Origin of the sequence: Brevundimonas naejangsanensis DSM 23858 (assembly GCF_000421705.1) — a bacterium.
Taxonomy (GTDB): Bacteria; Pseudomonadota; Alphaproteobacteria; order Caulobacterales; family Caulobacteraceae; genus Brevundimonas; species Brevundimonas naejangsanensis.
The window spans coordinates 518,257-539,124 of sequence record NZ_ATXN01000002.1 but is presented as its reverse complement, the minus strand read 5'-3'; the positions used below and the strand labels follow the sequence as shown (position 1 = coordinate 539,124).

Here is a 20,868-nt window from a genome sequence, read left to right as displayed (position 1 = left end):
CCTCGCCCTGTGGATGGCGTATCATGGGCGTTTGAGGCGTCAGCCTTGACTTTCGGGGGCGATGGTGGGCCTTTCCCCGCTCCTAATTCACGCTGTTCGACAGCCGTTTTCAGACGAAATCCGATATGCACGCCTATCGCACCCACACCTGCGGCGCCCTCCGTTCGACGGATGCGGGCGCGAATGTTCGTCTGTCGGGCTGGATCCACCGCAAGCGCGACCACGGCGGCCTGCTGTTCATCGACCTGCGCGACCACTACGGCCTGACCCAGCTGGTGCTGCACCCCGAGACGCCGGGCTTTGAGGTGGTCGAGCGCCTGCGCGCCGAGAGCGTGATCAAGGTCGATGGCGAGGTGGTCCTGCGCGAAGGCTCGACCGTCAACGCCAACCTGCCGACCGGCGAGGTCGAGGTGCGCGTCCTGTCGGTGGAAGTCCTGTCTGAAGCCGCCGAACTGCCGATGCCGGTCTTCGGCGAGCAGGAATATCCGGAAGAGATTCGCCTGAGCAACCGCTTCCTCGACCTGCGTCGCGAGCGTCTGCACAGGAACATCGTCCTGCGGTCGCGCGTGATCCAGTCGATCCGCACCCGCATGGTCGCCCAAGGCTTCCTTGAGTATCAGACGCCGATCCTGACGGCCTCGTCACCGGAAGGCGCGCGCGATTTCCTGGTGCCGAGCCGGATGCACCCGGGCAAGTTCTACGCCCTGCCGCAGGCCCCGCAGCAGTTCAAGCAGCTTCTGATGGTGTCGGGCTTCGACCGCTATTTCCAGATCGCGCCGTGCTTCCGCGATGAAGACCTGCGCGCCGACCGCTCGCTGGAGTTCTACCAGCTCGACGTGGAAATGAGCTTCGTCACGCAGGAAGACGTCTTCCAGGCGATCGAGCCGCTGATGCACGGCCTGTTCACTGAGTTCGGCGAAGGCAAGCCGGTGTCGCCGATCGACGCCGTGCAAACCTTCACCAACGACTTCGGCCAGACGATGGAGCACAAGGGCTTCGAGCGCCTGACGTTCGAGCAGTCGATGAAGTGGTACGGCTCGGACAAGCCGGACCTGCGCAACCCGATCAAGATGCAGGACGTGTCGGATCACTTCCGCGAGGGCGGCTTCGGCCTGTTCGCCAAGATTCTGGGCGCCGACGAGAAGAACGCGGTCTGGGCCATCCCGGCGCCGACCGGCGGCAGCCGCGCCTTCTGCGACCGCATGAACTCCTGGGCGCAGGGCGAGGGCCAGCCGGGTCTGGGCTACATCTTCTGGTCCGACGACCAGCAGTCGTGGGGCGGCCCGATCGCCAAGAACCTGGGTCAGGAGCCGACCGAGGCCCTGATGTCTTCGCTGGGTCTGGGCAAGGGCGACGCCGCCTTCTTCGTCGCCGGTCAGCCGGGCGTCTTCGCCAAGTTCGCCGGTCTGGCCCGCACCCGCGTCGGCACGGAGCTGAAGCTGGTCGACGAGGACCAGTTCAAGTTCTGCTGGATCGTCGACTTCCCGATGTTCGAATGGTCGGAAGAAGAGAAGAAGGTCGACTTCAGCCACAACCCCTTCTCGATGCCGCAGGGCGGCATGGAGGCGCTGGAGACGCAGGACCCGCTGACCATCCGCGCCTATCAGTACGACATCGTCTGCAACGGCTATGAGCTGTGCTCGGGCGCGATCCGGAACCACAGGGCCGAGATCATGCTGAAGGCCTTCGAGATCGCGGGCTACGATTCCTCGGTGGTCGAAGAGCAGTTCGGCGGCATGCTGAACGCCTTCCGCTATGGCGCGCCGCCGCACGGCGGTCTGGCGCCGGGCATCGACCGTATCGTCATGCTGCTGGCGGGCGAACAGGCCATCCGTGAGGTCATCGCCTTCCCGCTGAACCAGCAGGGCCAGGACCTGCTGATGAGCGCCCCGGCCGAGGTCGAGGAGCGTCAGTTGAAGGAGCTGTCGATCCGTACCCAGCTGCCGATCAAGGTCTGATCCAAGCCACAGGGCTGAATTGGAAAAGGGAGGGGGCGACCCCTCCCTTTTTACATCCGGGCTTCAGTTGCCTGATGAAATGACCAGGTTGCGCTGGCGCGGCGGAACAGGCGGGGCGGGCGGCGCCGGAGGGGCAGGCGGGGTGCGGATGACGCGCACGCCGCTGATACGGCAGTTGCGGGCGGTCATGTCGCCGGGCAGGCGGGTGGCGGCGTCGCCGCACGCCTCGGAGACCTGATCGGCGCTGAGGCCCCGCGCGCGCGTCAGATCCAGACCGCGGATGTCCGTACGGCGCATGGAGGCGCCGCGAAAATCGGTGCGGGTGAAGTCGCCGCCGGATAGGCGCGCGCCGTCCAGATCAGCGTTGCGGAAGGAGGCGCTGTTGAAGTTGCCGCCCGTCAGGTTGGAGGCCTTGATGTCGGCGTTGCTGAAGTCGGCGCCGCTGGCGTTCACGTTGGCCAGGGTGGCGCCGAAAATCTCGGCGTCGTTGAGGCGGGCGCGGGTCAGGACGGCGCTGTTCATGTTCACGCCCTGAAGCTCGGCCCCGCTCAGATTGGCGCCGCTCAGGTCGACGCGGATCAGGACGGCGCCCGTAGCCTCGGCGCCCATCAGCTGGACGCCGGTCATCTTGGCGTTGGTGAAGTTCGAGCCGACCATTTCAATGCCGCGCATGTCGGCCCGGCTGAAGTCCGCCCCTGTGAAGTTCGAGCCGACCAGTTCAGCGCCGCGCAGATTGGCGCCGACCAGGGTGGCCTGGGCGAAGTTGGCGCCGGTCAGGGTGGCGCCCGACAGGTCGCGGCCCGACAGTTCGCAACGCGTGCAGCTTCCACCCAGCGACACCATGCGGGCGACGTCGCGATCCTGGACCCAGGTCATGTCCACGGCGCCGGCCGTGGCGGGGGCGGCCGCCATCAGTCCCGTGAGGGCTGAGGCGGCGAGGGCCAGACGGCGCAGGGGAGAAATCGAGCGTTTCATCACCCTTATTGAATGCGCCTTAGTCCGTAAAAACCCTACTTAAATCGCGGTAACGAAGGCGACGCTCAACAGGCGGGAATGCGTAGGCCAGAAGGCAGAACCGTGTTCTGGTCGCCGCAGGCCTGATTGAGCTGCGACTGCGTCAGGCCGCGCGCGCGCGCCATTTCGGCGCCCGACAGATTGGTCCCGTTCAGTTTGGCGCCGGTGAAGGTTGCGCCTTCCAGGAAGGTCCCCACGAAGCTGGCGTTGGTCAGGTCGGCGCCGTTGAAGTTCGAGCTGGACAGGACGGCGCCATAGGCCTCGACATCGCGCAGGTCAGAGCGGCTGAAGTTGGTGCGGTTCATCACCGACAGGCTGATGTCCGCCTGACGAATGCGGGCGCCGGACAGGTTCAGGCCGGTGCGCTCCATGCCGGAGAAGTCGCCCTGGAACAGGTTGCATCCGGGGCAGGAGGCGCCGCGACGCACCTGTGCGATCTGCGAGGCGTTCTGCGCCGAGGCGGGCAGGGCCGTCAGCGTCAGGCCGACGGCGGCGAGAAGGGCGATTGCGGGACGGATCATGCGAATGGCTCCAGGCTTTGGGCCTGTTGCAGCAAGAAGCGGGCCGCCGTTTCGGGACAGCCTGTCCCGCTTTGGGCGTCCCGTTTCAGCCCATGAACCTTGTTAGCCCTGAACCTTGGGCGCCGCGCCGCAGGCGCCGCACACGGGCGTCCCGTTCCGGTCCGTCAGCATCAGGTCGCCGCACTCGGGGCAGGGACCAGCCTGTACGGACGGCGTCGTGCGCGCAGAGGGCTCCTTGCGGCCGAAGGGGGCGACGATCAGGTTGTCCGGCGCCGCGCCCCGCGCGAAGCCCTTGGAGATGAAGCGGGCGGCGGGCACGGGCTGGGGCGCTTCGGTCGGCCCCCCATCCATGCCGTCCAGATTGGCGGCCTCGGGCGTCACCTGGGCCAGTTCGCGCCGGTCCAGATAGGAGACGCCCAGTTCACGGAACACATAGTCGAGGATGGAGGTCGCCGAGCGGATGGAGTCATTGCCCGTGACCCGTCCTGACGGCTCGAACCGGGTGAAGACGAAGGCGTCCACGAACTCGTCCAGCGGCACGCCGTACTGCAGGCCGATGGAGATGGCGATGGCGAAGTTGTTCATCATCGAGCGGAAGGCGGCGCCTTCCTTGTGCATGTCGATGAAGATCTCGCCCAGTTCGCCGTCTTCGTATTCGCCGGTGTGGATGTAGACCTTGTGGCCGCCCACCGAGGCTTTCTGGATATAACCCTTGCGGCGGTCGGGCAGGCGACGGCGGGTGCGGTCGCGCTCGACCACCTTTTCGACCACGCGCTCGACGGTTCGGGGTGCGGGCTCGGGGGATGCTTCGCGGCGCGGGGCCTCCACCTCGGGCAGGCGCAGGCGGAAATCGGCAGGGGCCTCGGCCCGGCGCAGGACAGCGGCGCGGCGACCGTCCAGTGCGGCATCCGCCAGGGCGCGGGCCAGATCCAGACGATCGGCGCGCCAGTCCAGCGTGACGGGCGCCAGGTCGGGCGCGTCGCTGAACGGCTCAATGGTGCGGCGCAGGCCGGCCTCCAGCGCCTCGCCGGATTGCGACAGCAGCAGCCGCAGGGCCTCAGGCGCGTCGGCCCAGTCGGACAGATCGGGACGGCCGAAGACGTAATCGGCCGCCGCCCGGATCGCCGCCTCGTCAAAGCCCAGACACGGCAGCAGGGCTTCGCCTGGCGCCAGGGTCAGGCCCAGAACGTCGCCGATGAAACCCTCGTCCAGCACAGGCGGGGCGAAGGCGGCGGCGAAATCCTCGACGGAAGACAGGGCGCGCTCGATGCCTTCGAGCTCCAGGTCTGTGAAGCCCAGTTCGCGCAGGCGGGCATGGCTGACGCCCGGCGCCTCGGCCAGAGTGCGGCGGCCGAACAGGTGGCGCTCGGCGGCTTCGATATCGGCACCTGCAAGGGAGAGGGCGACAGCCAGAGACGGTCGGAGGCGACGTTCGACCTCGCCGTCCGCCGTCTGCCAGACATCCGTCGCCGCGAAGGGCGAGACGCCGAGGCGCAAGGTCAGTTCGGCGTCGTCGGCGAACAGGCTGATGGCCGCATGGCGGCGGCCGTGGGCGCGCAGAGCTTCGACCGGCTCGCCGCGTTCGGCCAGGGCGGCGAGGGTTTCGTCCTTCGCCGCCTCCCACTCCACGCAGGGGCCGAGCCGTGCGGCCAGATCGGCCGAGGCGGCGTTGGCGCAGCGCGCGACCTGTGCGGCCACGGCGGCGGCGGCCAGATCGGGAGCAGCTAGGGCGGGCGCAGCGGCATCCTGCGACACGGCCCAGTCCGTCAGGCCGCCCAGACCAAGGGCGATGGGGCGTGCGGCGGCGCAGCGGCCCTGCGCGTCCAGCGTCAGGTCCAGCGCCGTGACCAGCAACTCGGTCAGAGCGGCCAAAGCCGAGTCGAACGCTTGCGGGAAGGCGGCGGCCAGAGCGGGCAGGTTGATCGTCGCGCGGGCGGCCAGAGGCGTATCGGCCGCTGCGTCAGCGTCGGCGGGCGTGAAGACGGCGGCGACGGGGCCTGCCAGCGCCGCTTCGGCCACGGCCAGCGCCAGCGGCCCGCCGGCGGCGGCCGTGTCGGGTGACACCAGCACGATCATCGGCGTCTGCGGGGCGACGACGGACGGCGCGGCGGTGCTCGACAGGCCCTCGCCCTTGATGGCGCGCAGGATGTCCGCATCGGCGGCGCCGCACTGGCGCGCGACATGGGCGGCGCGGGTCAGGGCGGGGTTGGAGACGGGATCGGCACAGGCGGTCGCGTCGCCTTCACACCGCGTCACGGCGTCGGCGACGTTGGCCAGCGCCTGAGCCAGGGCCTCGGCGGCCCGGCCGGCCAGCCGCTCGCGACGCCAGGCGGCGGCCTGATCGGCCAGACGGCGTTCGGCCTCCGGCTCGGACAGATCCAGACGAAGGGCGGTTGCGGGGGGCCTATCTGCATCGCTGACGGCGGCCAGACCCAGCAGGACCGCGCCCGTCAGTTCCGCCTCGAATCGGACGCACTCGGCGGCGTTGGCGAAGGCTCCGCCCTCGCGCCCTGCGGCGGAGAGACGGGCCGCCCAATCGTGCAGGGCTCCGTTCAGCGGCAGGTCGGGCTGGGCGGCAGCGGAGGCGTCGGTCCAGTCCATCCACGCTTCGACCTGCACATCGGGCCAGGCCTCGGGCGCCAGCAGGCTCTCGACGGCGTCGGCGCGTTCGATCTCGCGCAGCGCGACGGGGACGGCGGCGGCCAGGGGAGCAAACAGGGGCTTGAAGCGCATCAGGCGTCTCCCACGCTGGAGGTGGAGCGTGTCCTGAAGACAACCTATCGGGCGATCATGACAGCGTTCAATAGATGTTGCGGCTATCGGGGGTGTTGCCCACAAGATGTTGAGGCGTTTCCCGTGCGCTCCGCGCTGGACGTAGGGCGTCGCGGTTTCTATGATCGGCCCGCGCCGCCGGATCTCCCCGGGGCGGTGGATTCGAGTGAGTTCGACGACGTGCTGAGCAAGATCTTCACCTGGTGGAACGGCGCCACGATCGGCACCCTGTTCACCGTTGGCAAACGCGGCCAGCAGGTCGGCACGGACGAGTTCGGCAATCGCTATTACGAATCCCGCGACACCGTCAGCTATGACGGGCGCAAGCGCCGCTGGGTCATCTATGACGGCTATGCCGAAGCGACCAAGGTGCCGCCGGAATGGCAGGGCTGGCTGCGCTACACCTATGACGAGACTCCGGCCGAGCGTCCGCTGCCGCGTCAGGCGTGGGAGAAAGATCACCTGCCGAACATGACGGGCACGCCGATGGCGCGTCGTCCGCAAGGCTCGCTGGCCGCCCTGGGCCAACGCCCGGCCGCCACCGGCGACTATCAGGCCTGGAGCCCGGAATGAGCCTTCGCCATGTCCTGCTGGCCGGGGTGGTCGTCGCGGGACTGGCGATATCGGGCGCCGGCGTGGCCAGCGTCCTGATGGACCTGCCGCAGGACGCCACGCCGGCTCCGGCCGATCCGATCGGCGACATGCTGCGCGACACCACCCGTACGCCGCTGCAGAATCCGCAGGGCCCGGCGACGCAGCCGCAGCAACCGGCGCCGTCCAACAGCCCGTCCATTGTGATGCCGACCGCGCCCGTTGCGACGTCGCCGACGCCTGTCATCGTGGCTCAGGGCGAGGAAGTGGCCGTTCAGGAAGAGGCGCCGGACGAAATCCCGGTCGAAGAGGTCGCGCCTGCGCCCACGGAACCGGCCTCGCCGCCGGGCGTGCGTCAGCGCCGCCGCATCGCCGTCATCCAGGCGGTGGACAAGACTACGGCCGAGACCATGCGGTTCGAGGTCGAGGTGGGCGGCCGCCCGGTGCGGTTCGGCAGGACCCTTCTGTTCAAGGCTCGCGCCTGCGAAGTCTCGGCCTCCGATGAAATGACCGAAGACGCCATCGCCTATATGGAGGTCGGGGTTCAGCCGCGTGGTCTGGCGGCGCCGACCGAGGCGCGTCAGGTGTTCAAGGGCTGGATGTTCGCCTCATCGCCCAGCGTCAGCGGCCTGCAGCATCCGGTCTATGACGCCTGGGTGGTGGGCTGTAAGGCGTAGGCTACGGCGTCAGCCCCGCTCAGGGGCGCGGTGAAGGCGTCCATGTCGGGCGTAGCCTGCATGGCCCATGGCAGTATCCGTAAGTAAGCCTCCTGCGGCGTTTCCACGGCGCCGAACTGGCCCAGATGTTCGGTCAGGAACTGCGTGTCCAGCAGTCGCCAACCGCCCTTTTTCAGGCGCGCGACCAGATGGACCAGGGCAAGCTTTGACGCATCCGTCGCTCGGCTGAACATGCTCTCGCCGAAGAAGGCGCCGCCCAGCGTCACGCCGTAAAGACCGCCGACCAGCGCCTCGTCCCGCCAGCATTCGATGCTGTGGGCGAAACCGCGCTGATGCAGTTCGACATAGAGGCGGCGGATCGGGGCGTTGATCCAGGTGTCCTCGCGGCCCGGCGCAGAGGCGGCGCAGGCGTCCAGCACGGCCGCGAAGGCCGTGTTGACCCGCACGTCGAACGGCTCGCCCCGCACGGTGCGGCGCAGGCGCGAGGGGATGTGAAAGCGATCCAGCGGTATCAGGCCCCGCTGGTCCGGCTCGACCAGAAAGACGCGCGGATCGTCGTGCGCCTCGGCCATCGGGAAGACGCCCCGCGCATAGCAGGCGAGCAGCGCCTCAGGTCCGAAGACGTCAGAGGCGCCGCTCGCGCTGAAGCCGGGCTCGTCGGGAGCCTTGGGCAAGAGGGGTTAGGCCTTGGCCTTCTGCGCCGCCGCCCACTTCTCCAGCCAGTGGATGTCATAGTCGCCCGACAGGATGTCCGGCTCCTGCAACAGCTTCTGGAACAGGGGGATGGTGGTGTCGACGCCGCTGATGACCGTCTCGCCCAGCGAACGCTTCAGGCGCGCCAGCGCCTCTTCACGATCGCGGCCGTGAACGATCAGCTTGCCGATCAGGCTGTCGTAATAGGGCGGGATCGAATAGCCGGCGTAGATGGCGCTATCCAGACGCACGCCCAGACCGCCCGGCGCGTGGAACTCGGTGATCGTGCCCGGCGAGGGGGTGAAGGTGTCCGGGTTCTCGGCGTTGATCCGCACCTCGATGGCGTGGCCCTCGAAGGTGATGTCTTCCTGTTTGAACGACAGCGGCATACCCGCAGCGATGCGGATCTGTTCGCGTACCAGATCGACGCCCGTGATCATTTCCGTGACCGGATGCTCGACCTGCAGGCGGGTGTTCATCTCGATGAAGAAGAACTCGCCGTCCTCCCACAGGAACTCGATGGTCCCGGCGCCCAGATAGCCGATGGCGGCGATGGCCTTGTTGACCGTCTCGCCGATCTTGATCCGGCCTTCAGCGGAAAGCGCGGGAGAGGGGGCCTCTTCCAGCACCTTCTGGTGGCGGCGTTGCAGCGAACAGTCGCGTTCGCCCAGGTGGACGACGTTGCCGTGGCTGTCGGCGATGACCTGGATCTCGATGTGGCGCGGCTTCTGGAGATAGCGCTCCATATAGACAGCGCCGTTGCCGAAGGCGGCCAGAGCCTCGGCCTGAGCCGTCTGCACGGCCTCGACCAGATCGTCAGCCGTCTGGGCCACCTTCATGCCGCGACCGCCGCCGCCGGCGGCCGCCTTGACGATCAGCGGGAAGCCGATGGCCTTGGACGCCTCGATGGCCTGTTCGACCGTCTCGACCTCGCCGTCAGAGCCGGGGACGACGGGGATGCCGGCGTCCTTCACGGCCTGCTTGGCGGTGATCTTGTCGCCCATGATGCGGATGTGGTCCGGCTTGGGACCGATGAAGGTCATGCCGTGGGCTTCGATGATCTCGGCGAAGCGGGCGTTCTCGGCCAGGAAGCCGTAGCCGGGGTGGATCGCCTGGGCGCCGGTGATTTCCGCCGCCGCGATGATCGAGGGGATGTTCAGATAGGACTTGGCCGCCGGCGCGGGGCCGATGCAGACGCTCTCATCGGCCAGGCGCACCCACATGGCGCCGCGATCGGCCTCGGAGTGAACGGCGACGGTGGAGATTCCCATCTCCTTGCATGCGCGGTGGATGCGCAGCGCGATCTCGCCCCGGTTGGCGATCAGGACCTTGGTGAACATGGGGCTCAGGCTTCCAGAACGACCAGGGCTTCGCCGAACTCGACCGGCTGGGCGTCGCCCACCAGGATCTCAGCCACGACGCCGTCGCGCGGCGCCTGGATCGGGTTCATCGTCTTCATGGCTTCGACGATCAGCAGGGTCTGGCCCTTCTTGACCTTGTCGCCGGTCTTGATGAAGGGGTCCGAACCCGGCGCGGGTTGCAGATAGGCGGTGCCGACCATCGGCGACTTCACCTCTTCGCCCGAGCGGGCGACGATGGTGGTGGCGTCAGCGGCCATCGGCGCGGCAGGCGCGGCGGCCGGGGCAGCGTGAGCGACCGGCGCAGGGGCGGCAGCGTACTGAATCGGGGCGGCGGCGACGGTGACTTCGCGCTTGACCTTGATCTTCAGATCGCCGCGCTCGACTTCGATCTCGGTCAGATCGGTGTCGTTCAGGATGTCGGCCAGGCTGCGGACCAGTTCGGCGTCGATGTGCTTGTTCTTGTCGTCGGACATGGGGGTCTCTTCTACTTGATCTTCAGACGGCGCGCGGCGGTCAGCTCTTGGCCCCGGCGCGACGCGCCAGATCCAGAGCGGCCCGGACGGCCAATTCATAGCTGCGGGGGCCGAAGCCGGCGATCACGCCGGTCGCGGCCAGGGACACATAGGAGTGATGCCGAAACGCCTCGCGCGCGGCGGGGTTCGACAGGTGGCATTCGACCACGGGGATGCTCAGCGTCTTCAGCGCGTCCAGCAGGGCCACCGAGGTGTGGGTGAAGGCGGCCGGATTAATGACCAGGGCGTCGGCCTCAAGCCGGGCTTCCTGAATCCAGTCGACCAGCTGGCCTTCATGATTCGACTGACGGAAAACGACGCGGGCGCCGTCGGCCGCCGCCTCGCACATGGCCTGAACGTCGGCCAGCGTCTCGCGGCCATAGATATCCGGCTCCCGAACCCCCAGCAGGTTCAGGTTCGGCCCGTTCAGGACATACAGGGTGAGAGTTTCGGGCATTCGCTCGCAAAACAGGCGCGCCGCCGCGCGGAATCGAGCGCGCGTTGTAGCCCAGGTGGCGCGCGGCGCAAAGCGGGCGAGGAAAAAGGGTGACGTAGGGGGAGGTTGGCGGCAGCGAGCTTAGCCTGAGAAGGCGATTAATACCGCTCAGTGATCGTTCCACGATCCGGCCAGAATGGCGTGGATGACGCTTGCCACGGTCAGGCTGCGATAAGTGCGTTCACCTCGCCATTCGCGAAATTCACGCAAAAAGTTCAGCCCGAAATTATGCCCCACCTCGTTGGGAGCGTAGCGCCGCAAATCCATCAGACTGAAGTCAGTCCCGAACGGCTTCGTGATCGCGTCAATGGCATCAACCAAATCATCGCCCGCGAGATGGAGATCATAGTAAAGTTCAGCCTCATCGTTGATCGGCTCCTCGATGTAGAATTCCTGTCTCAAGGTGCCCACGATGTGGTCACGGATGGCATTTGCTGATCGAGCGATTTCGTCGGCCATATCGGGAGTGAACGACAGATGACCGATGTCCGCAATGGGGGCGAAAGCTCACTGAAGTCGTGGATTTGATGTCCCGCGCCGGAACCCCCATTATCTGACGTCTCCGAGAGGCTTTGCCTCTCCACCCTGCATCCCCTGGAGCGAACAGTTTGCGTATCGAAGTCAACGGCGAGGCGCGGGAGACCGGCGCCACGACCATTCTGGGTCTGGTTCAGGAGTTGTCGCTGGACCCCAAGAAGGTGGCGGTCGAGCGCAATCTGGAGATCGTGCCGCGCTCGCTGCACGGCGAGACGGCGCTGGCCGAGGGCGACAGGATCGAACTGGTGCAGTTCGTGGGCGGCGGCTGACTTTAAATCCGCTCATCCCCACGGAGATGAGCGGTAGAAAAGGGCAGGGCGATCAAATCCCGCAACGGCGCTTCCCCCCAGCGGCGGGCGGCGCTACTTCCCTAGGCATGACTGACACCGCTCCCCGCACCGACAGCTGGACCGTCGCCGGCCGCACCTTCAATTCGCGCCTGATCGTGGGCACCGGCAAGTATCGCGACTACGCCCAGAACGCGGCGGCGGCCGAGGCGTCTGGCGCCGAGATGGTCACCGTGGCCGTGCGCCGGGTGAACCTGACCGATCCGAACCAGCCGGTGCTGACAGACTTCATCGACCCGAAGAAATACACCTATCTGCCGAACACGGCGGGCTGCTTCACCGGCGAGGACGCCGTGCGGACCCTGCGTCTGGCGCGCGAGGCGGGCGGCTGGACCCTGGTCAAGCTGGAGGTTCTGGCGGATCCCAAGACCCTGTTCCCCGACATGGAGGAGACGCTGCGGTCGCTGAAGTTGCTGACCGCCGAGGGCTTTGAGGTCATGGTCTATTGCACCGACGATCCCGTCTATGCGCGCAAGCTGGAGGACGCGGGCGCCGTGGCCATCATGCCGCTGGGCGCGCCGATCGGCTCGGGGCTGGGGGTGCAGAACCCGATCAACATTCGCCTGATCGTCGAGCAATCGAAGGTGCCGGTGCTGGTCGATGCGGGCGTCGGCACGGCGTCGGATGCGACCATCGCCATGGAACTGGGCTGCGACGGGGTGCTGATGAACACGGCCATCGCCGAGGCGCGCGATCCGCTGCTGATGGCCAGCGCCATGAAGCACGCGGTCATCGCCGGGCGCGAATCCTATCTGGCCGGGCGTATGAAGAAGCGGTTCTACGCCGATCCATCATCGCCGCTGGCGGGGCTGATCTGAAGATGAAGCGGGGCTGACCGAAAGGTCAGCCCTTTTTCTTGGCCGCTTCGATCAGGGCGCCGACTTCGCGCGGGTCGATGCCGGGGCTGGCGACGCCGTTGATGAAGAAGGTCGGCGTGCCCTGCAGGCCCAGCGCCGCCGCCGCCGTGTGGATGTCGGTGACGTGGCGCGTCATCTCGGGGGCCGAGATGGCGGCGTTGGCCTTGGTCATGTCGACGCCGTTGTCGGTCAGGATGCGGTCGATGGCGGCGCGGTCCAGCGCGCGCTCGGCCATCAGGGCGTCATAGACGGCGAGGTATTTGCCCTGCTGATGCGCGGCCAGTGCGGCGCGCGCGGCGTATTGGGACGTCACGTCCTCGCCCCGGTCCAGGATCGGCCAGTCCTTGAAAACGAAGCGCACCTCGGGGTGGGCGGCCATCAGGGCGCGGTATTCGGGGGCCACCGCCTTGCAGCCGGGGCAGCGGAAGTCGAAGAACTCGATTACCGTCACCTTGGCGTTCTCAGGCCCGAAGGCCGGGTCGCGCGGATCGGCGGCCAGCAGGGGCGGATTGGCGGCGGCCGCGGCGTTGATGCTCTGAACGCGCGATTGGGATTCCGCCGTTTCACGTGCGGCCAGCACTTCGTCCAGCACCTGCGGGTTCTGGATCAGATAGGCCCGCACCCGCTCGCCGAAACCGCCGGTCAAATAGGGCGCCGCCGACAGGGCCAGTGCGACGGCCGACATCCCGGCGGCGGCCCAGCCCAGCGTCGTGCCCGACAGCCCCAGGCGCGCCTTCTTCGGCGTGACGGTCGGGGTCGGTTCGGGGCGCGCGTCTTCAGTCATCAGGATCTCGTCTTATCAAGAAGTGCAGCAGGGGGCGGGAATGACTCATTCCCCGCCGGGCGGGATCACCCCGGAGCGGCTGCGCTGTTCATTGCGGCGCTCGGCGTCGGTGATGTCTTTTTCGGTGGCGCCAGAGGCGAGGACAATATCGGTTGCGCGGCGCCATTCGATGGAGTTGCGGTCCAGCATGTCGCGCGCGCGCATGGCGAACTGGGCTGCCTGTTCGGAGCGGCGCAGGGCGAACCAGTATTCAGCCGAGGCCAGGCGCGCCTCACCCTCCTTACCCTGGCTGGAATAGGCTTGGGACAGAAGGCGCCAGGCCAGGTTGTTGTCGCCTTCGAGCGCCAGAGCGCGCTTCAGCTGGTCTTCAGCCTCGGTCAGCCGGGCCGTGTCATTGGTTTCGATCAGAGCGTGGGCCAGGTTGATGCGCAGCAGCGGCGCGTCCGGCTTCAACTCGACGGAGCGTTCATGGGCGCCGATCGCCTCGGCCGGACGGCCTTCCTCGAATAGAATCTGACCCTTCAGCTCCCAGAAGTAGGGGTTTTCTGGCTGTTCGGTCAGCAGCACGTCGACCGCGTCCAGCGCTTTCTGAGTCTGGCCGTCGCGAAACCAGGCGATGGCGCGGGCGTAGCGGGCGGGCAGGGAGGCGTCGCTGGACGGGTAGTCGCGCAAGGTGGCGTTGGGCGCATCCATGAAGGCGCGGATCTTGGCCAGGACCAGGGCGTGCTCGGCCATGCGCTGCGGGCTGTCGCGTTTGTCGTAACTGGAGGCTGCCTCTACCGCTGGGCGCAGGGCTTCAATCCGTTGAGACGACAGGGGGTGACTGCGGAAATAGGGGAAACGGCGCTGGTCCGAGAAGATTTCCTGCGAGCGGAAATTCTCGAAGAACTCGACCATGCCGCGCCCGGATTCACCTGCGCGTTCAAGGGCGCGAGCGCCGGTGATGTCAGCCTCGCCTTCCTGACTCTGCATGTAGCGCAGGGCGCCCAGCGTGCCGAAATACTGACTGGAGGCCAAAAGGGCGGCGCCTGCATCTGGCGCGCCAGCAATCGCGGCCAGGGCGCCCAGCGCCATAGTCATGATCATCGGCTGCATCCCGGCGTTCTGGGCGCCGTCGCGCAGGGTGTGGCGATTCTTGATGTGTCCGGCTTCGTGGGCGATCACGCCCAGAAGCTGATTGGGGCTCTTGGTCCGCAGAATCAGGCCGGTGTTCAACCCCATGATCCGCCCGCGCGTGGCGAAGGCGTTCAGGTCGTTGTCGTTGACCAGCAGAATCTCGACCTCGTTCGGGTCAAGACCCATGGCGTCCAGCACCGGCTCGGACCAGTCATGGATGATGCCTTCGATCTCGGTGTCCCGGATCAGGCTCTGGGCCTGCGCTGATGCGGCCGACGTCAGCACTGCAAGGGCGCAGGCCCCGGCGGCCAGATAGCGCCGGATGCGGGTTGCGGCGGGGGGCGTCCTGGTCATGAAGAACTCCAGAGCGATGGTCTCCCCCGCAGCTTCCAGCCTAATCGTGTCCGATCAACGGCGCCACCAGCCGCGTTTCGGCTTGGCGGGCGGTGCGCCGATCTGATTCGGATCGTCGGCGATGATCGCGGCGATATCGACTTCAGGCGTCGGCGCCGGGATCGGTTCAGCCAGGACGACGGCTTCTTCGACCAGGACCTCTTCGATCGCCTGCTCGATGCGGGCGGCCACGGCGGGCGTGACGTCCAGTTCAGCCGGAACCGGCGCCGGTTGTTCGGCTTCGACCTCGGCTTCTTGAGCGACGGTTTCGGCTTCAGCCGCAGGCGCTTCGGCCTGTTGTTCGGCGGCGACCTCATTCAGTTCCTCGGCGATGGCCGAGGTGACCTTGCGGCGCACGCGGCGACGCTTGGGCGCTTCAACCGGTTCCAGCGTCGAGGCGGCCTCGGTCACGGTTTCGGGCGAGGCGTCGGCCGAAACGGCAGGCGTTTCGTCTTCGATCACCACGGCGATGGGCGTGTCGGGCGAGCCGACAGGCGGCAGGCCTTCGTTGACCGCGCGATCCTCGACCTTGGCGTCGTGCGTTACCTCGCCTCGGCTGCGACCACGACCGCGACGACGGCGCGAGCGGCCGTTGCGGCCTTCGCCCTCGTTCGCCTGTTCGGCGTGAACATCGCGCGGTGCGTCGTTGCGCTCAGCATCCCCCTCTGCAGCGCGTTCAGCGCGGACGGGCGTCGGGTTGATCGGGTCGAACCAGACATAGGGGTCCTGCAGCGAGGGCGTGCGGCCGCGCACCCAGGTGAAGACGTCGCGTTCACCTTCCTCGCGGACCCGGCGACCGCCGCGACGGCCCCGGCGACGGCGACCGCCTCGCCCGTCGTCATCGTCCTCTGCGGCGACGGCTTCGGCTTCGGCTTCGTCCTCACGGCGTCCGCCGCGACGGCGACGGCGGCGACGGCCTCCACGGCCGTCATCGTCCTGTTCCTGACGTGCGCGGCTTTCGTCGTCGTCCTCGTCTTCGGAGTCCTGTTCAGCCTCGTCCTGATCTTCGCCGAAGTCCTCGTCTTCGTCGTGATCCTCATCCTCGTCGGAGAAGGCGCTGTCATCGAAGCCGTCGTCCAGCTCGGCCAGGTCGATGTGGCTTTCCGGAGCGACGAAGTCCTCATTGGTCTCGGTGCGCTCGATCGAGTGCTCGCCCTGGGCCAGGCTGTCGTCGATCTGGATGACGACGTTCAGGCCGCGCAACTCCAGCAGGGACTGCAGATAGGCCCGCTTGTGGTTCAGAATATACAGCGCCACGGCGGTCGAGACGCGCAGGTTCACCGAACCCGCGCCGTTCTTTCCGGCCTCGATGTCGACGGCGCGCAGGGTGGTCAGGGCCGCCGATTCGGCCGAGCGGACGCGCCCGGCGCCTTGGCAGCATTCGCAGACCTCGGTCGCGCCCTCGATCACGCCCAGGCGGCGACGCTGGCGGCTGATCTCCATCAGGCCGAAGCTGGAGATGCGGCCCATCTGGATGCGAGCGCGGTCCTTGGCCAGGGCGTCCTTGAGGGCCTTCTCAACCGCGCGGTTGTTCTTGCCCTCGTCCATGTCGATGAAGTCGATGACGATCAGACCGGCCAGGTCGCGCAGGCGCAGCTGGCGGGCGGCCTCGACGGCGGCTTCCATATTGGTCTTGGTCGCCGTGGCCTCGACGTTGCGCTCCTTGGTGGCGCGACCCGAGTTCACGTCGATGGCCACCAGAGCCTCTGTCTGGTTGATGACCAGATAGCCGCCCGACTTCAGCGGCACGACCGGCTGGTGAATCTGGGTCAGCACCTCTTCGATGCCGTTCGAGGCGAACAGCGGGCGCGAGCCCTGATAGAGGTGGATCTTCTTGGCCTGGGACGGCATCAGCACGCGCATGAAGTCGCGGGCCTGCTTGAAGCCCTCGACGCCCTCGACCTGAATGCCGTCGAAGTCCTTGTCATACATGTCGCGCACGGCGCGGCGGACCAGGTTTTCTTCCTCGTAGATCATCGCCGGGGCGTTGGAGCCCAGCGTCGTCTCGCGGATCGTCGACCATAGGCGCAGCAGATATTCATAGTCGCGCTTGATCTCGGCGCGGGTGCGCTTGGCGCCCGCCGTGCGGATGATCAGGCCCATGCCCTGCGGCACCTTCAGCGCGGCGGCGGCGGCCTTCAGGCGACGACGATCCGAGGTGTTGGTGATCTTGCGCGAAATGCCGCCGCCCTTGCCGGTGTTGGGCATCAGCACGCAGTAGCGGCCAGCCAGCGACAGCCAGGTGGTCAGGGCCGCGCCCTTGGCGCCGCGCTCGTCCTTGACGACCTGCACCAGCAAAATCTGACGGCGCTTGATGACGTCCTGAATCTTGTAGCGGCGCATCAGGCGACGCTTCAGGCGCTCCTCGTCGGCCAGGCCGCCGTCCGATTCGCCGTCGTCGCTCTCGCGGCCCAGATCGTCGTGATCGTCGTCATCGTCCGACTGCGCTTCGGCCATGATGGCTTCGCGGTCGGCGACCGGGATCTGATAATAGTCCGGGTGGATTTCGTTGAAGGCCAGGAAGCCGTGGCGGTTGCCGCCGTATTCGACGAAGGCGGCCTGCAGGCTGGGCTCTACGCGGGTGACCTTGGCGAGATAGATGTTCCCGCGAAGCTGACGGCGCGCGCGGGATTCGAAATCGAATTCCTCAACCTGGCGGCCGTCCACGATCGCGACGCGCGTTTCTTCCGCGTGCGCCGCGTCGATCAACATGGTTTTTGACATGAAGGGTCTCTCTCAGGCGCGCCAGGCCGTGCGCCGCGAGTTCAATCGCGGGAATGGGGGCGGCTCGCCGAATGGAAATGGGGGCCGGGGCGCGCGTCATCCCCTCGCAGAAAGCGAGTGCGGCAAGGTCTTGCCGAAGAGGATCGCAGGCGTAGTGGCCCATAAGGTTGTCGGTCCTGGGTCCGAACGCGCCGATCAGGGCTGCATCCCGAACCCGTTCTCCGGATCGTCGGCCAGGCCGGGCGATCCTCGGAATAGGTGAAAGTCAACGCCGCGAGGAGGGCGCGCCCGGTCCCGCAGAACTGCGGGCGGCGCGATCAGTCGCATGCGGAACTCATAATAGGCACATGCGGCGGAAAATAAAAGAACCGCGACGGTAAGAGGTCTTAACGAAATCCTTAATCTGCGGCGGCATCATGCAGGGACAAACTACAGGGTAACTTCGGTTCATGGCCGGTCGGTGGCGTGACAATCTGGCCCTTTGGGGCGTCCGCGAATGGGCGATGACGGCCGTCGCCGTTCTCGTCGTATGCGCGGTCGTACTGGCGGCCGGGCGTGGGCTGGCCTTCGGGCCGGACGGAGAAGTCATGCGACTGCGCTTCGGCGGCGACGCCCAGCGCACCCGCATCGTCGTCGATCTGGGCCGCAGTACGCGCGGTCAGGTGATCGAGGACGGGTCGTCCGGGCGGGTCATCCTGGCGCTGTCGGGCGTTCAGCCGGGACGGGGGCTGGACGGTTCAGGCTCGGGGTTGGTGCGCGGCTATGAGGTGTCGGCTTCGGGCTCTTCATCGCGCGTGCGTCTGGACCTCGCGCGCGGCGCTGAGATCGAGCGTCGTTTCCTGCTGCCGCCCGGCGACGGGGTGGACCACTATCGCTATGTCATCGACCTGAAGGCGACAGGCGCGGCGGCTGCGCCCGTCGTCGCCCCGCGCCGCGAGCAGGCCCGTGCTGAGAAACCCCTGATCGTCATCGACGCGGGCCACGGCGGCCGCGATCCGGGCGCGCAAGGGCAGCATGTTCAGGAAAAGGCCGTCACCCTGGCCGCCGCTCAGGAACTGAAGGCCGCGCTGGAGCGCACCGGCCGTTATCGCGTGCGGCTGACGCGCGACGGCGACATCTATGTGGCCCACGGTCGCCGGGTTCAGGTGGCGCGCGATGCGGGCGCGGACCTGTTCATCTCCCTGCACGCCGACGCCGGTTCCGACCCGGCGCTGCGCGGCGCCAGCGTCTACACCCTGTCCGAACAGGGCGCCGGACGGGCCGTGCGCGAGTTCACCAAGGGCGAAGACTGGCAGCGTGATCTGCGCCTGCCGGGGCGCGATCCCTCGGTCGACCGCATCCTGCTGGACATGACCCAGCGCGCCACCCAGAACCGCTCGGCCCAGTTCGCGCGGGTGCTGCTGACCCATATCGAGGGCGACAACCATCCCCTGCTGCGCCGCAGCCATCGCGACGCGGGTCTGGCGGTGCTGCTGGCGCCTGACGTGCCCGCCGTGCTGCTGGAGATGGGCTTCATCACCAATCCGGAAGACGAGCGCGTCCTGACCGACGAACGCGCCCGCCGCCGCCTGATGCGCTCGGTCGCCGAGGGCATCGACCGCTATTTCCGCGAACCCGCCGCCCCGGTGATGGTCGCCGGCGAGATCGCCGGGGGCTGAAGCCTCAGGCCTCCAGCGCCGCCTTCGCCCGCCTGAAGATGTCCTCGAACATCTCGGCGGTCAGGCGGCCCGTGTTCGTGTTCAGCCGTGAGCAGTGATAGCTGTTGATCAGCGTATAGGCGCCGACCTTGCCCTCGACGCCGTGTCCCGCGGGAATGGCCGAGCCGGGATAGCCCAGCGTCCGCAGGATGCTGCGCCGGGACACGTCGCCCAGCGTCACGATCACCTTCAGCCGGGGCAGGGCGGCCAGCCGATCCACAAGGAAGGGGCGGCACGTGTTCTCTTCCGTCGCCGTCGGTTTGTTCTGAGGCGGGGCGCAGCGCACGGCGTTGGTGATCATGCAGTCGACCAGTCGCAGATCGTCGTCGCCGTCGGGATCGTAGCGACCTTCCGCGAAGCCGGTCTTCTTCAGCGTGTCGTACAGCAGCCAGCCTGCGTGATCCCCGGTGAAGGGGCGGCCGGTGCGGTTGGCGCCGGTGCGCCCCGGCGCCAGTCCCGCGATCAGCAGGCGCGCGTCCGGGTCGCCGAACGAAGGCGCAGGGCCGTTCCACCAGTCCGGGTTCTGGCGCGCGTTCTCGGCCCGATAGGCGACCAGACGCGGGCAGAGAGGGCAGTCGCGGGGCGGCTCCGGGTTCAGAAGAGCGCTCACGCGCGGTCGTTCCGATCCAGGGTGCGGGTCACGCCCTGATTCATCGGGGCCTTGGGCTTGCCCACCTCATTGACGATGTCGGCCAGGTCGATGAAGGCGTCGGCCTGACGGCGCAGGTCGTCCGAGATCTGGGGCGGCTGGCTCTTGACCGTCGAGACGACGGTGACGCGCACGCCCTTGGACTGCATGGCCTGCACCAGGCGGCGGAAGTCGCCGTCGCCGGAGAACAGCACGGCATGATCCAGGCGTGACGCCAGTTCCAGCATGTCGACCGCGATCTCGATGTCCATATTGCCCTTGGTGCGGCTGTGGCCCTGAGCATCGACATAGCGTTTGACCGGCTTGGTCACGACGGTGAAGCCGTTGTAGTCGAGCCAGTCGACCAGGGGCCGGATCGGCGAGAATTCCTCGCCCTCGATCACCGCTGTGTAATAATAGGCGCGGATCAGCCGGCCTTCGCCGGTGAAGCGCTGAGACAGCTTCTTGAAGTCCAGATCGCAGTTCAGGGCGCGCGCGGCCGAATAGAGATTGGCGCCGTCGAGGAACAGGGCGATGCGGTCGTCGGGGTGGTCGGTCATGCAGAAAAATGAGTCCGTCGGAATGGTCGAGAAAATGAACGCCCGGAACGACGCGGCCGAAACAGCCTTCGATCTGGACGACGCAGTCATCGTCGCCCTTGGCTGCAATGACAAGGGCGCATGGTCGTCCTGCATTGAGGCGCTGGAGGCAGGGCTGGCCCGGTTTCGCGCCGAGGGGGTGGATGTGCTGGCGCGGTCGTCCTGGTGGTCGTCGCAGGCCTGGCCCGATCCGACCGATCCGCCGTTCCTGAATGGGGTGGCGATCGTCAGCACCGCCCAGGACGCCCCCACTCTTATGCGGACGCTGGCGCGGATCGAGGATGTCTGCGGGCGGGTGCGCACCACGCGCAACGCGCCGCGCACGCTGGATCTGGATCTGATCGCCTATGGGCGGCTGAGCGGCGACCTCGACGGGCTGATCCTGCCGCATCCGCGCGCGGCCCAGCGGCTGTTCGTTATGGGGCCGCTGGCCGAGTTGGCGCCGGAGTGGAGGCATCCGCTCTGCGGCCGGATGGCGCGCGATCTAGCGGATGCAGCCGAGGTCGGGCGCGACGCCTTCCCCCTGCGCAGGGCTTGACGCGGGATGGTCTGTCGGGCGAGGGGAGGGGCGACGGACGCCGATCCGCCTCA

General features: G+C 67.5%; 20 protein-coding genes. 7 read left to right on the top strand and 13 right to left on the bottom strand.

Annotated elements, in window-relative coordinates; all coding sequences use genetic code 11:
• Window positions 1-125: 125 nt before the first annotated feature.
• A complete protein-coding gene (gene aspS, locus H556_RS0102815; RefSeq protein WP_024353002.1) occupies window positions 126-1,958 on the top strand; it encodes an aspartate--tRNA ligase in 1,833 nt (610 codons plus the stop codon).
• Window positions 1,959-2,021: 63 nt separating this feature from the next.
• Here aspS and H556_RS0102810 read toward each other — a convergent pair whose 3' ends face one another.
• From H556_RS0102810 to H556_RS0102800, 3 genes are all read right to left on the bottom strand, one after another.
• Window positions 2,022-2,933, bottom strand: coding sequence for a pentapeptide repeat-containing protein (locus tag H556_RS0102810; RefSeq protein ID WP_024353001.1), 912 nt, complete (start codon window positions 2,931-2,933; stop codon window positions 2,022-2,024).
• Between the two features lie 65 nt (window positions 2,934-2,998).
• The gene (locus H556_RS0102805) at window positions 2,999-3,493 is read right to left on the bottom strand and encodes a pentapeptide repeat-containing protein (RefSeq protein WP_029673152.1); all 495 of its coding nucleotides are present in this window, start codon (window positions 3,491-3,493) and stop codon (window positions 2,999-3,001) included.
• 102 nt (window positions 3,494-3,595) lie between these two features.
• The gene (locus H556_RS0102800; RefSeq protein WP_024352999.1) at window positions 3,596-6,226 is read right to left on the bottom strand and encodes a TSCPD domain-containing protein; all 2,631 of its coding nucleotides are present in this window, start codon (window positions 6,224-6,226) and stop codon (window positions 3,596-3,598) included.
• Window positions 6,227-6,445: 219 nt separating this feature from the next.
• Here H556_RS0102800 and H556_RS0102795 point away from each other — a divergent pair, with 219 nt between their 5' ends.
• Complete coding sequence (locus H556_RS0102795) at window positions 6,446-6,838, top strand: NADH:ubiquinone oxidoreductase subunit NDUFA12 (RefSeq protein ID WP_024352998.1); 393 nt, start codon at window positions 6,446-6,448, stop codon at window positions 6,836-6,838.
• Window positions 6,835-7,533 carry a DUF2155 domain-containing protein gene (locus tag H556_RS0102790; RefSeq protein WP_024352997.1) on the top strand — a complete coding sequence of 233 codons (699 nt, stop codon included), beginning with the start codon at window positions 6,835-6,837 and terminating at the stop codon, window positions 7,531-7,533. The genes H556_RS0102795 and H556_RS0102790 overlap by 4 nt, the downstream gene beginning before the upstream one ends.
• Here the strand turns inward: H556_RS0102790 and aat are convergent.
• The 5 genes from aat to H556_RS0102765 all read right to left on the bottom strand — a co-directional run bounded on the left by aat (window position 7,500) and on the right by H556_RS0102765 (window position 11,054).
• The gene (gene aat, locus H556_RS0102785; protein WP_024352996.1) at window positions 7,500-8,207 is read right to left on the bottom strand and encodes a leucyl/phenylalanyl-tRNA--protein transferase; all 708 of its coding nucleotides are present in this window, start codon (window positions 8,205-8,207) and stop codon (window positions 7,500-7,502) included. The genes H556_RS0102790 and aat overlap by 34 nt on opposite strands.
• Window positions 8,208-8,213: 6 nt before the next feature.
• On the bottom strand, window positions 8,214-9,566 hold the full coding sequence (gene accC, locus H556_RS0102780) for an acetyl-CoA carboxylase biotin carboxylase subunit (RefSeq protein ID WP_024352995.1): 1,353 nt from the start codon (window positions 9,564-9,566) through the stop codon (window positions 8,214-8,216).
• Window positions 9,567-9,571: 5 nt separating this feature from the next.
• The gene (gene accB, locus H556_RS0102775; RefSeq protein WP_024352994.1) at window positions 9,572-10,060 is read right to left on the bottom strand and encodes an acetyl-CoA carboxylase biotin carboxyl carrier protein; all 489 of its coding nucleotides are present in this window, start codon (window positions 10,058-10,060) and stop codon (window positions 9,572-9,574) included.
• 40 nt (window positions 10,061-10,100) lie between these two features.
• On the bottom strand, window positions 10,101-10,556 hold the full coding sequence (aroQ, locus tag H556_RS0102770) for a type II 3-dehydroquinate dehydratase (protein WP_024352993.1): 456 nt from the start codon (window positions 10,554-10,556) through the stop codon (window positions 10,101-10,103).
• Window positions 10,557-10,703: 147 nt separating this feature from the next.
• Window positions 10,704-11,054, bottom strand: a complete 351-nt coding sequence (locus H556_RS0102765; RefSeq protein WP_024352992.1) for a DUF1493 family protein — start codon at window positions 11,052-11,054, stop codon at window positions 10,704-10,706.
• Between the two features lie 149 nt (window positions 11,055-11,203).
• Between H556_RS0102765 and thiS the strand changes: the two genes are divergently transcribed.
• Together thiS and H556_RS0102755 are read left to right on the top strand one after the other, a co-directional pair.
• Complete coding sequence (gene thiS / locus H556_RS0102760) at window positions 11,204-11,401, top strand: sulfur carrier protein ThiS (protein WP_024352991.1); 198 nt, start codon at window positions 11,204-11,206, stop codon at window positions 11,399-11,401.
• A gap of 107 nt (window positions 11,402-11,508) precedes the next feature.
• Complete coding sequence (locus tag H556_RS0102755; RefSeq protein ID WP_024352990.1) at window positions 11,509-12,297, top strand: thiazole synthase; 789 nt, start codon at window positions 11,509-11,511, stop codon at window positions 12,295-12,297.
• A gap of 25 nt (window positions 12,298-12,322) precedes the next feature.
• Here the strand turns inward: H556_RS0102755 and H556_RS0102750 are convergent, their stop codons facing one another.
• From H556_RS0102750 to H556_RS0102740, 3 genes are read right to left on the bottom strand one after another with little or no spacing between them, the layout of a single operon-like run.
• Window positions 12,323-13,120, bottom strand: a complete 798-nt coding sequence (locus tag H556_RS0102750; RefSeq protein WP_024352989.1) for a thioredoxin domain-containing protein — start codon at window positions 13,118-13,120, stop codon at window positions 12,323-12,325.
• Between the two features lie 45 nt (window positions 13,121-13,165).
• Window positions 13,166-14,590: a M48 family metalloprotease gene (locus tag H556_RS0102745; RefSeq protein WP_024352988.1), complete on the bottom strand. Its 1,425-nt coding sequence runs from the start codon at window positions 14,588-14,590 to the stop codon at window positions 13,166-13,168.
• A 54-nt stretch (window positions 14,591-14,644) separates the two neighbouring features.
• On the bottom strand, window positions 14,645-17,353 hold the full coding sequence (locus H556_RS0102740) for an Rne/Rng family ribonuclease (RefSeq protein WP_024352987.1): 2,709 nt from the start codon (window positions 17,351-17,353) through the stop codon (window positions 14,645-14,647).
• A gap of 449 nt (window positions 17,354-17,802) precedes the next feature.
• Between H556_RS0102740 and H556_RS0102735 the strand changes: the two genes are divergently transcribed.
• A complete protein-coding gene (locus H556_RS0102735) occupies window positions 17,803-19,011 on the top strand; it encodes an N-acetylmuramoyl-L-alanine amidase family protein (RefSeq protein ID WP_024352986.1) in 1,209 nt (402 codons plus the stop codon).
• A 4-nt stretch (window positions 19,012-19,015) separates the two neighbouring features.
• Here the strand turns inward: H556_RS0102735 and H556_RS0102730 are convergent, their stop codons facing one another.
• Window positions 19,016-19,660 (bottom strand): uracil-DNA glycosylase, encoded by a 645-nt coding sequence (locus tag H556_RS0102730; RefSeq protein ID WP_024352985.1) that lies wholly within the window; start codon window positions 19,658-19,660, stop codon window positions 19,016-19,018.
• On the bottom strand, window positions 19,657-20,238 hold the full coding sequence (locus H556_RS0102725; protein WP_024352984.1) for a LabA-like NYN domain-containing protein: 582 nt from the start codon (window positions 20,236-20,238) through the stop codon (window positions 19,657-19,659). Before H556_RS0102725 ends, H556_RS0102730 begins: the two co-directional genes overlap by 4 nt.
• A gap of 22 nt (window positions 20,239-20,260) precedes the next feature.
• On the opposite strand from H556_RS0102725, the gene folK reads away from it, so the two are divergent.
• Complete coding sequence (folK, locus tag H556_RS0102720; protein WP_029673151.1) at window positions 20,261-20,815, top strand: 2-amino-4-hydroxy-6-hydroxymethyldihydropteridine diphosphokinase; 555 nt, start codon at window positions 20,261-20,263, stop codon at window positions 20,813-20,815.
• Window positions 20,816-20,868: the final 53 nt, after the last annotated feature.

Excerpts from the sequence above, each read along its gene's own strand:
- H556_RS0102750 (WP_024352989.1), bottom strand. The coding sequence starts at position 13,120 with ATGACTGAAGACGCGCGCCCCGAACCGACCCCGACCGTCACGCCGAAG.
- H556_RS0102735 (WP_024352986.1), top strand. The coding sequence starts at position 17,803 with ATGGCCGGTCGGTGGCGTGACAATCTGGCCCTTTGGGGCGTCCGCGAA.
- H556_RS0102805 (WP_029673152.1), bottom strand. The coding sequence starts at position 3,493 with ATGATCCGTCCCGCAATCGCCCTTCTCGCCGCCGTCGGCCTGACGCTG.
- accB (WP_024352994.1), bottom strand. The coding sequence starts at position 10,060 with ATGTCCGACGACAAGAACAAGCACATCGACGCCGAACTGGTCCGCAGC.
- folK (WP_029673151.1), top strand. The coding sequence starts at position 20,261 with ATGGTCGAGAAAATGAACGCCCGGAACGACGCGGCCGAAACAGCCTTC.
- H556_RS0102810 (WP_024353001.1), bottom strand. The coding sequence starts at position 2,933 with ATGAAACGCTCGATTTCTCCCCTGCGCCGTCTGGCCCTCGCCGCCTCA.
- H556_RS0102790 (WP_024352997.1), top strand. The coding sequence starts at position 6,835 with ATGAGCCTTCGCCATGTCCTGCTGGCCGGGGTGGTCGTCGCGGGACTG.
- H556_RS0102800 (WP_024352999.1), bottom strand. The coding sequence starts at position 6,226 with ATGCGCTTCAAGCCCCTGTTTGCTCCCCTGGCCGCCGCCGTCCCCGTC.
- H556_RS0102765 (WP_024352992.1), bottom strand. The coding sequence starts at position 11,054 with ATGGCCGACGAAATCGCTCGATCAGCAAATGCCATCCGTGACCACATC.
- aroQ (WP_024352993.1), bottom strand. The coding sequence starts at position 10,556 with ATGCCCGAAACTCTCACCCTGTATGTCCTGAACGGGCCGAACCTGAAC.
- accC (WP_024352995.1), bottom strand. The coding sequence starts at position 9,566 with ATGTTCACCAAGGTCCTGATCGCCAACCGGGGCGAGATCGCGCTGCGC.
- H556_RS0102755 (WP_024352990.1), top strand. The coding sequence starts at position 11,509 with ATGACTGACACCGCTCCCCGCACCGACAGCTGGACCGTCGCCGGCCGC.
- aspS (WP_024353002.1), top strand. The coding sequence starts at position 126 with ATGCACGCCTATCGCACCCACACCTGCGGCGCCCTCCGTTCGACGGAT.
- H556_RS0102725 (WP_024352984.1), bottom strand. The coding sequence starts at position 20,238 with ATGACCGACCACCCCGACGACCGCATCGCCCTGTTCCTCGACGGCGCC.
- H556_RS0102740 (WP_024352987.1), bottom strand. The coding sequence starts at position 17,353 with ATGTCAAAAACCATGTTGATCGACGCGGCGCACGCGGAAGAAACGCGC.
- H556_RS0102745 (WP_024352988.1), bottom strand. The coding sequence starts at position 14,590 with ATGACCAGGACGCCCCCCGCCGCAACCCGCATCCGGCGCTATCTGGCC.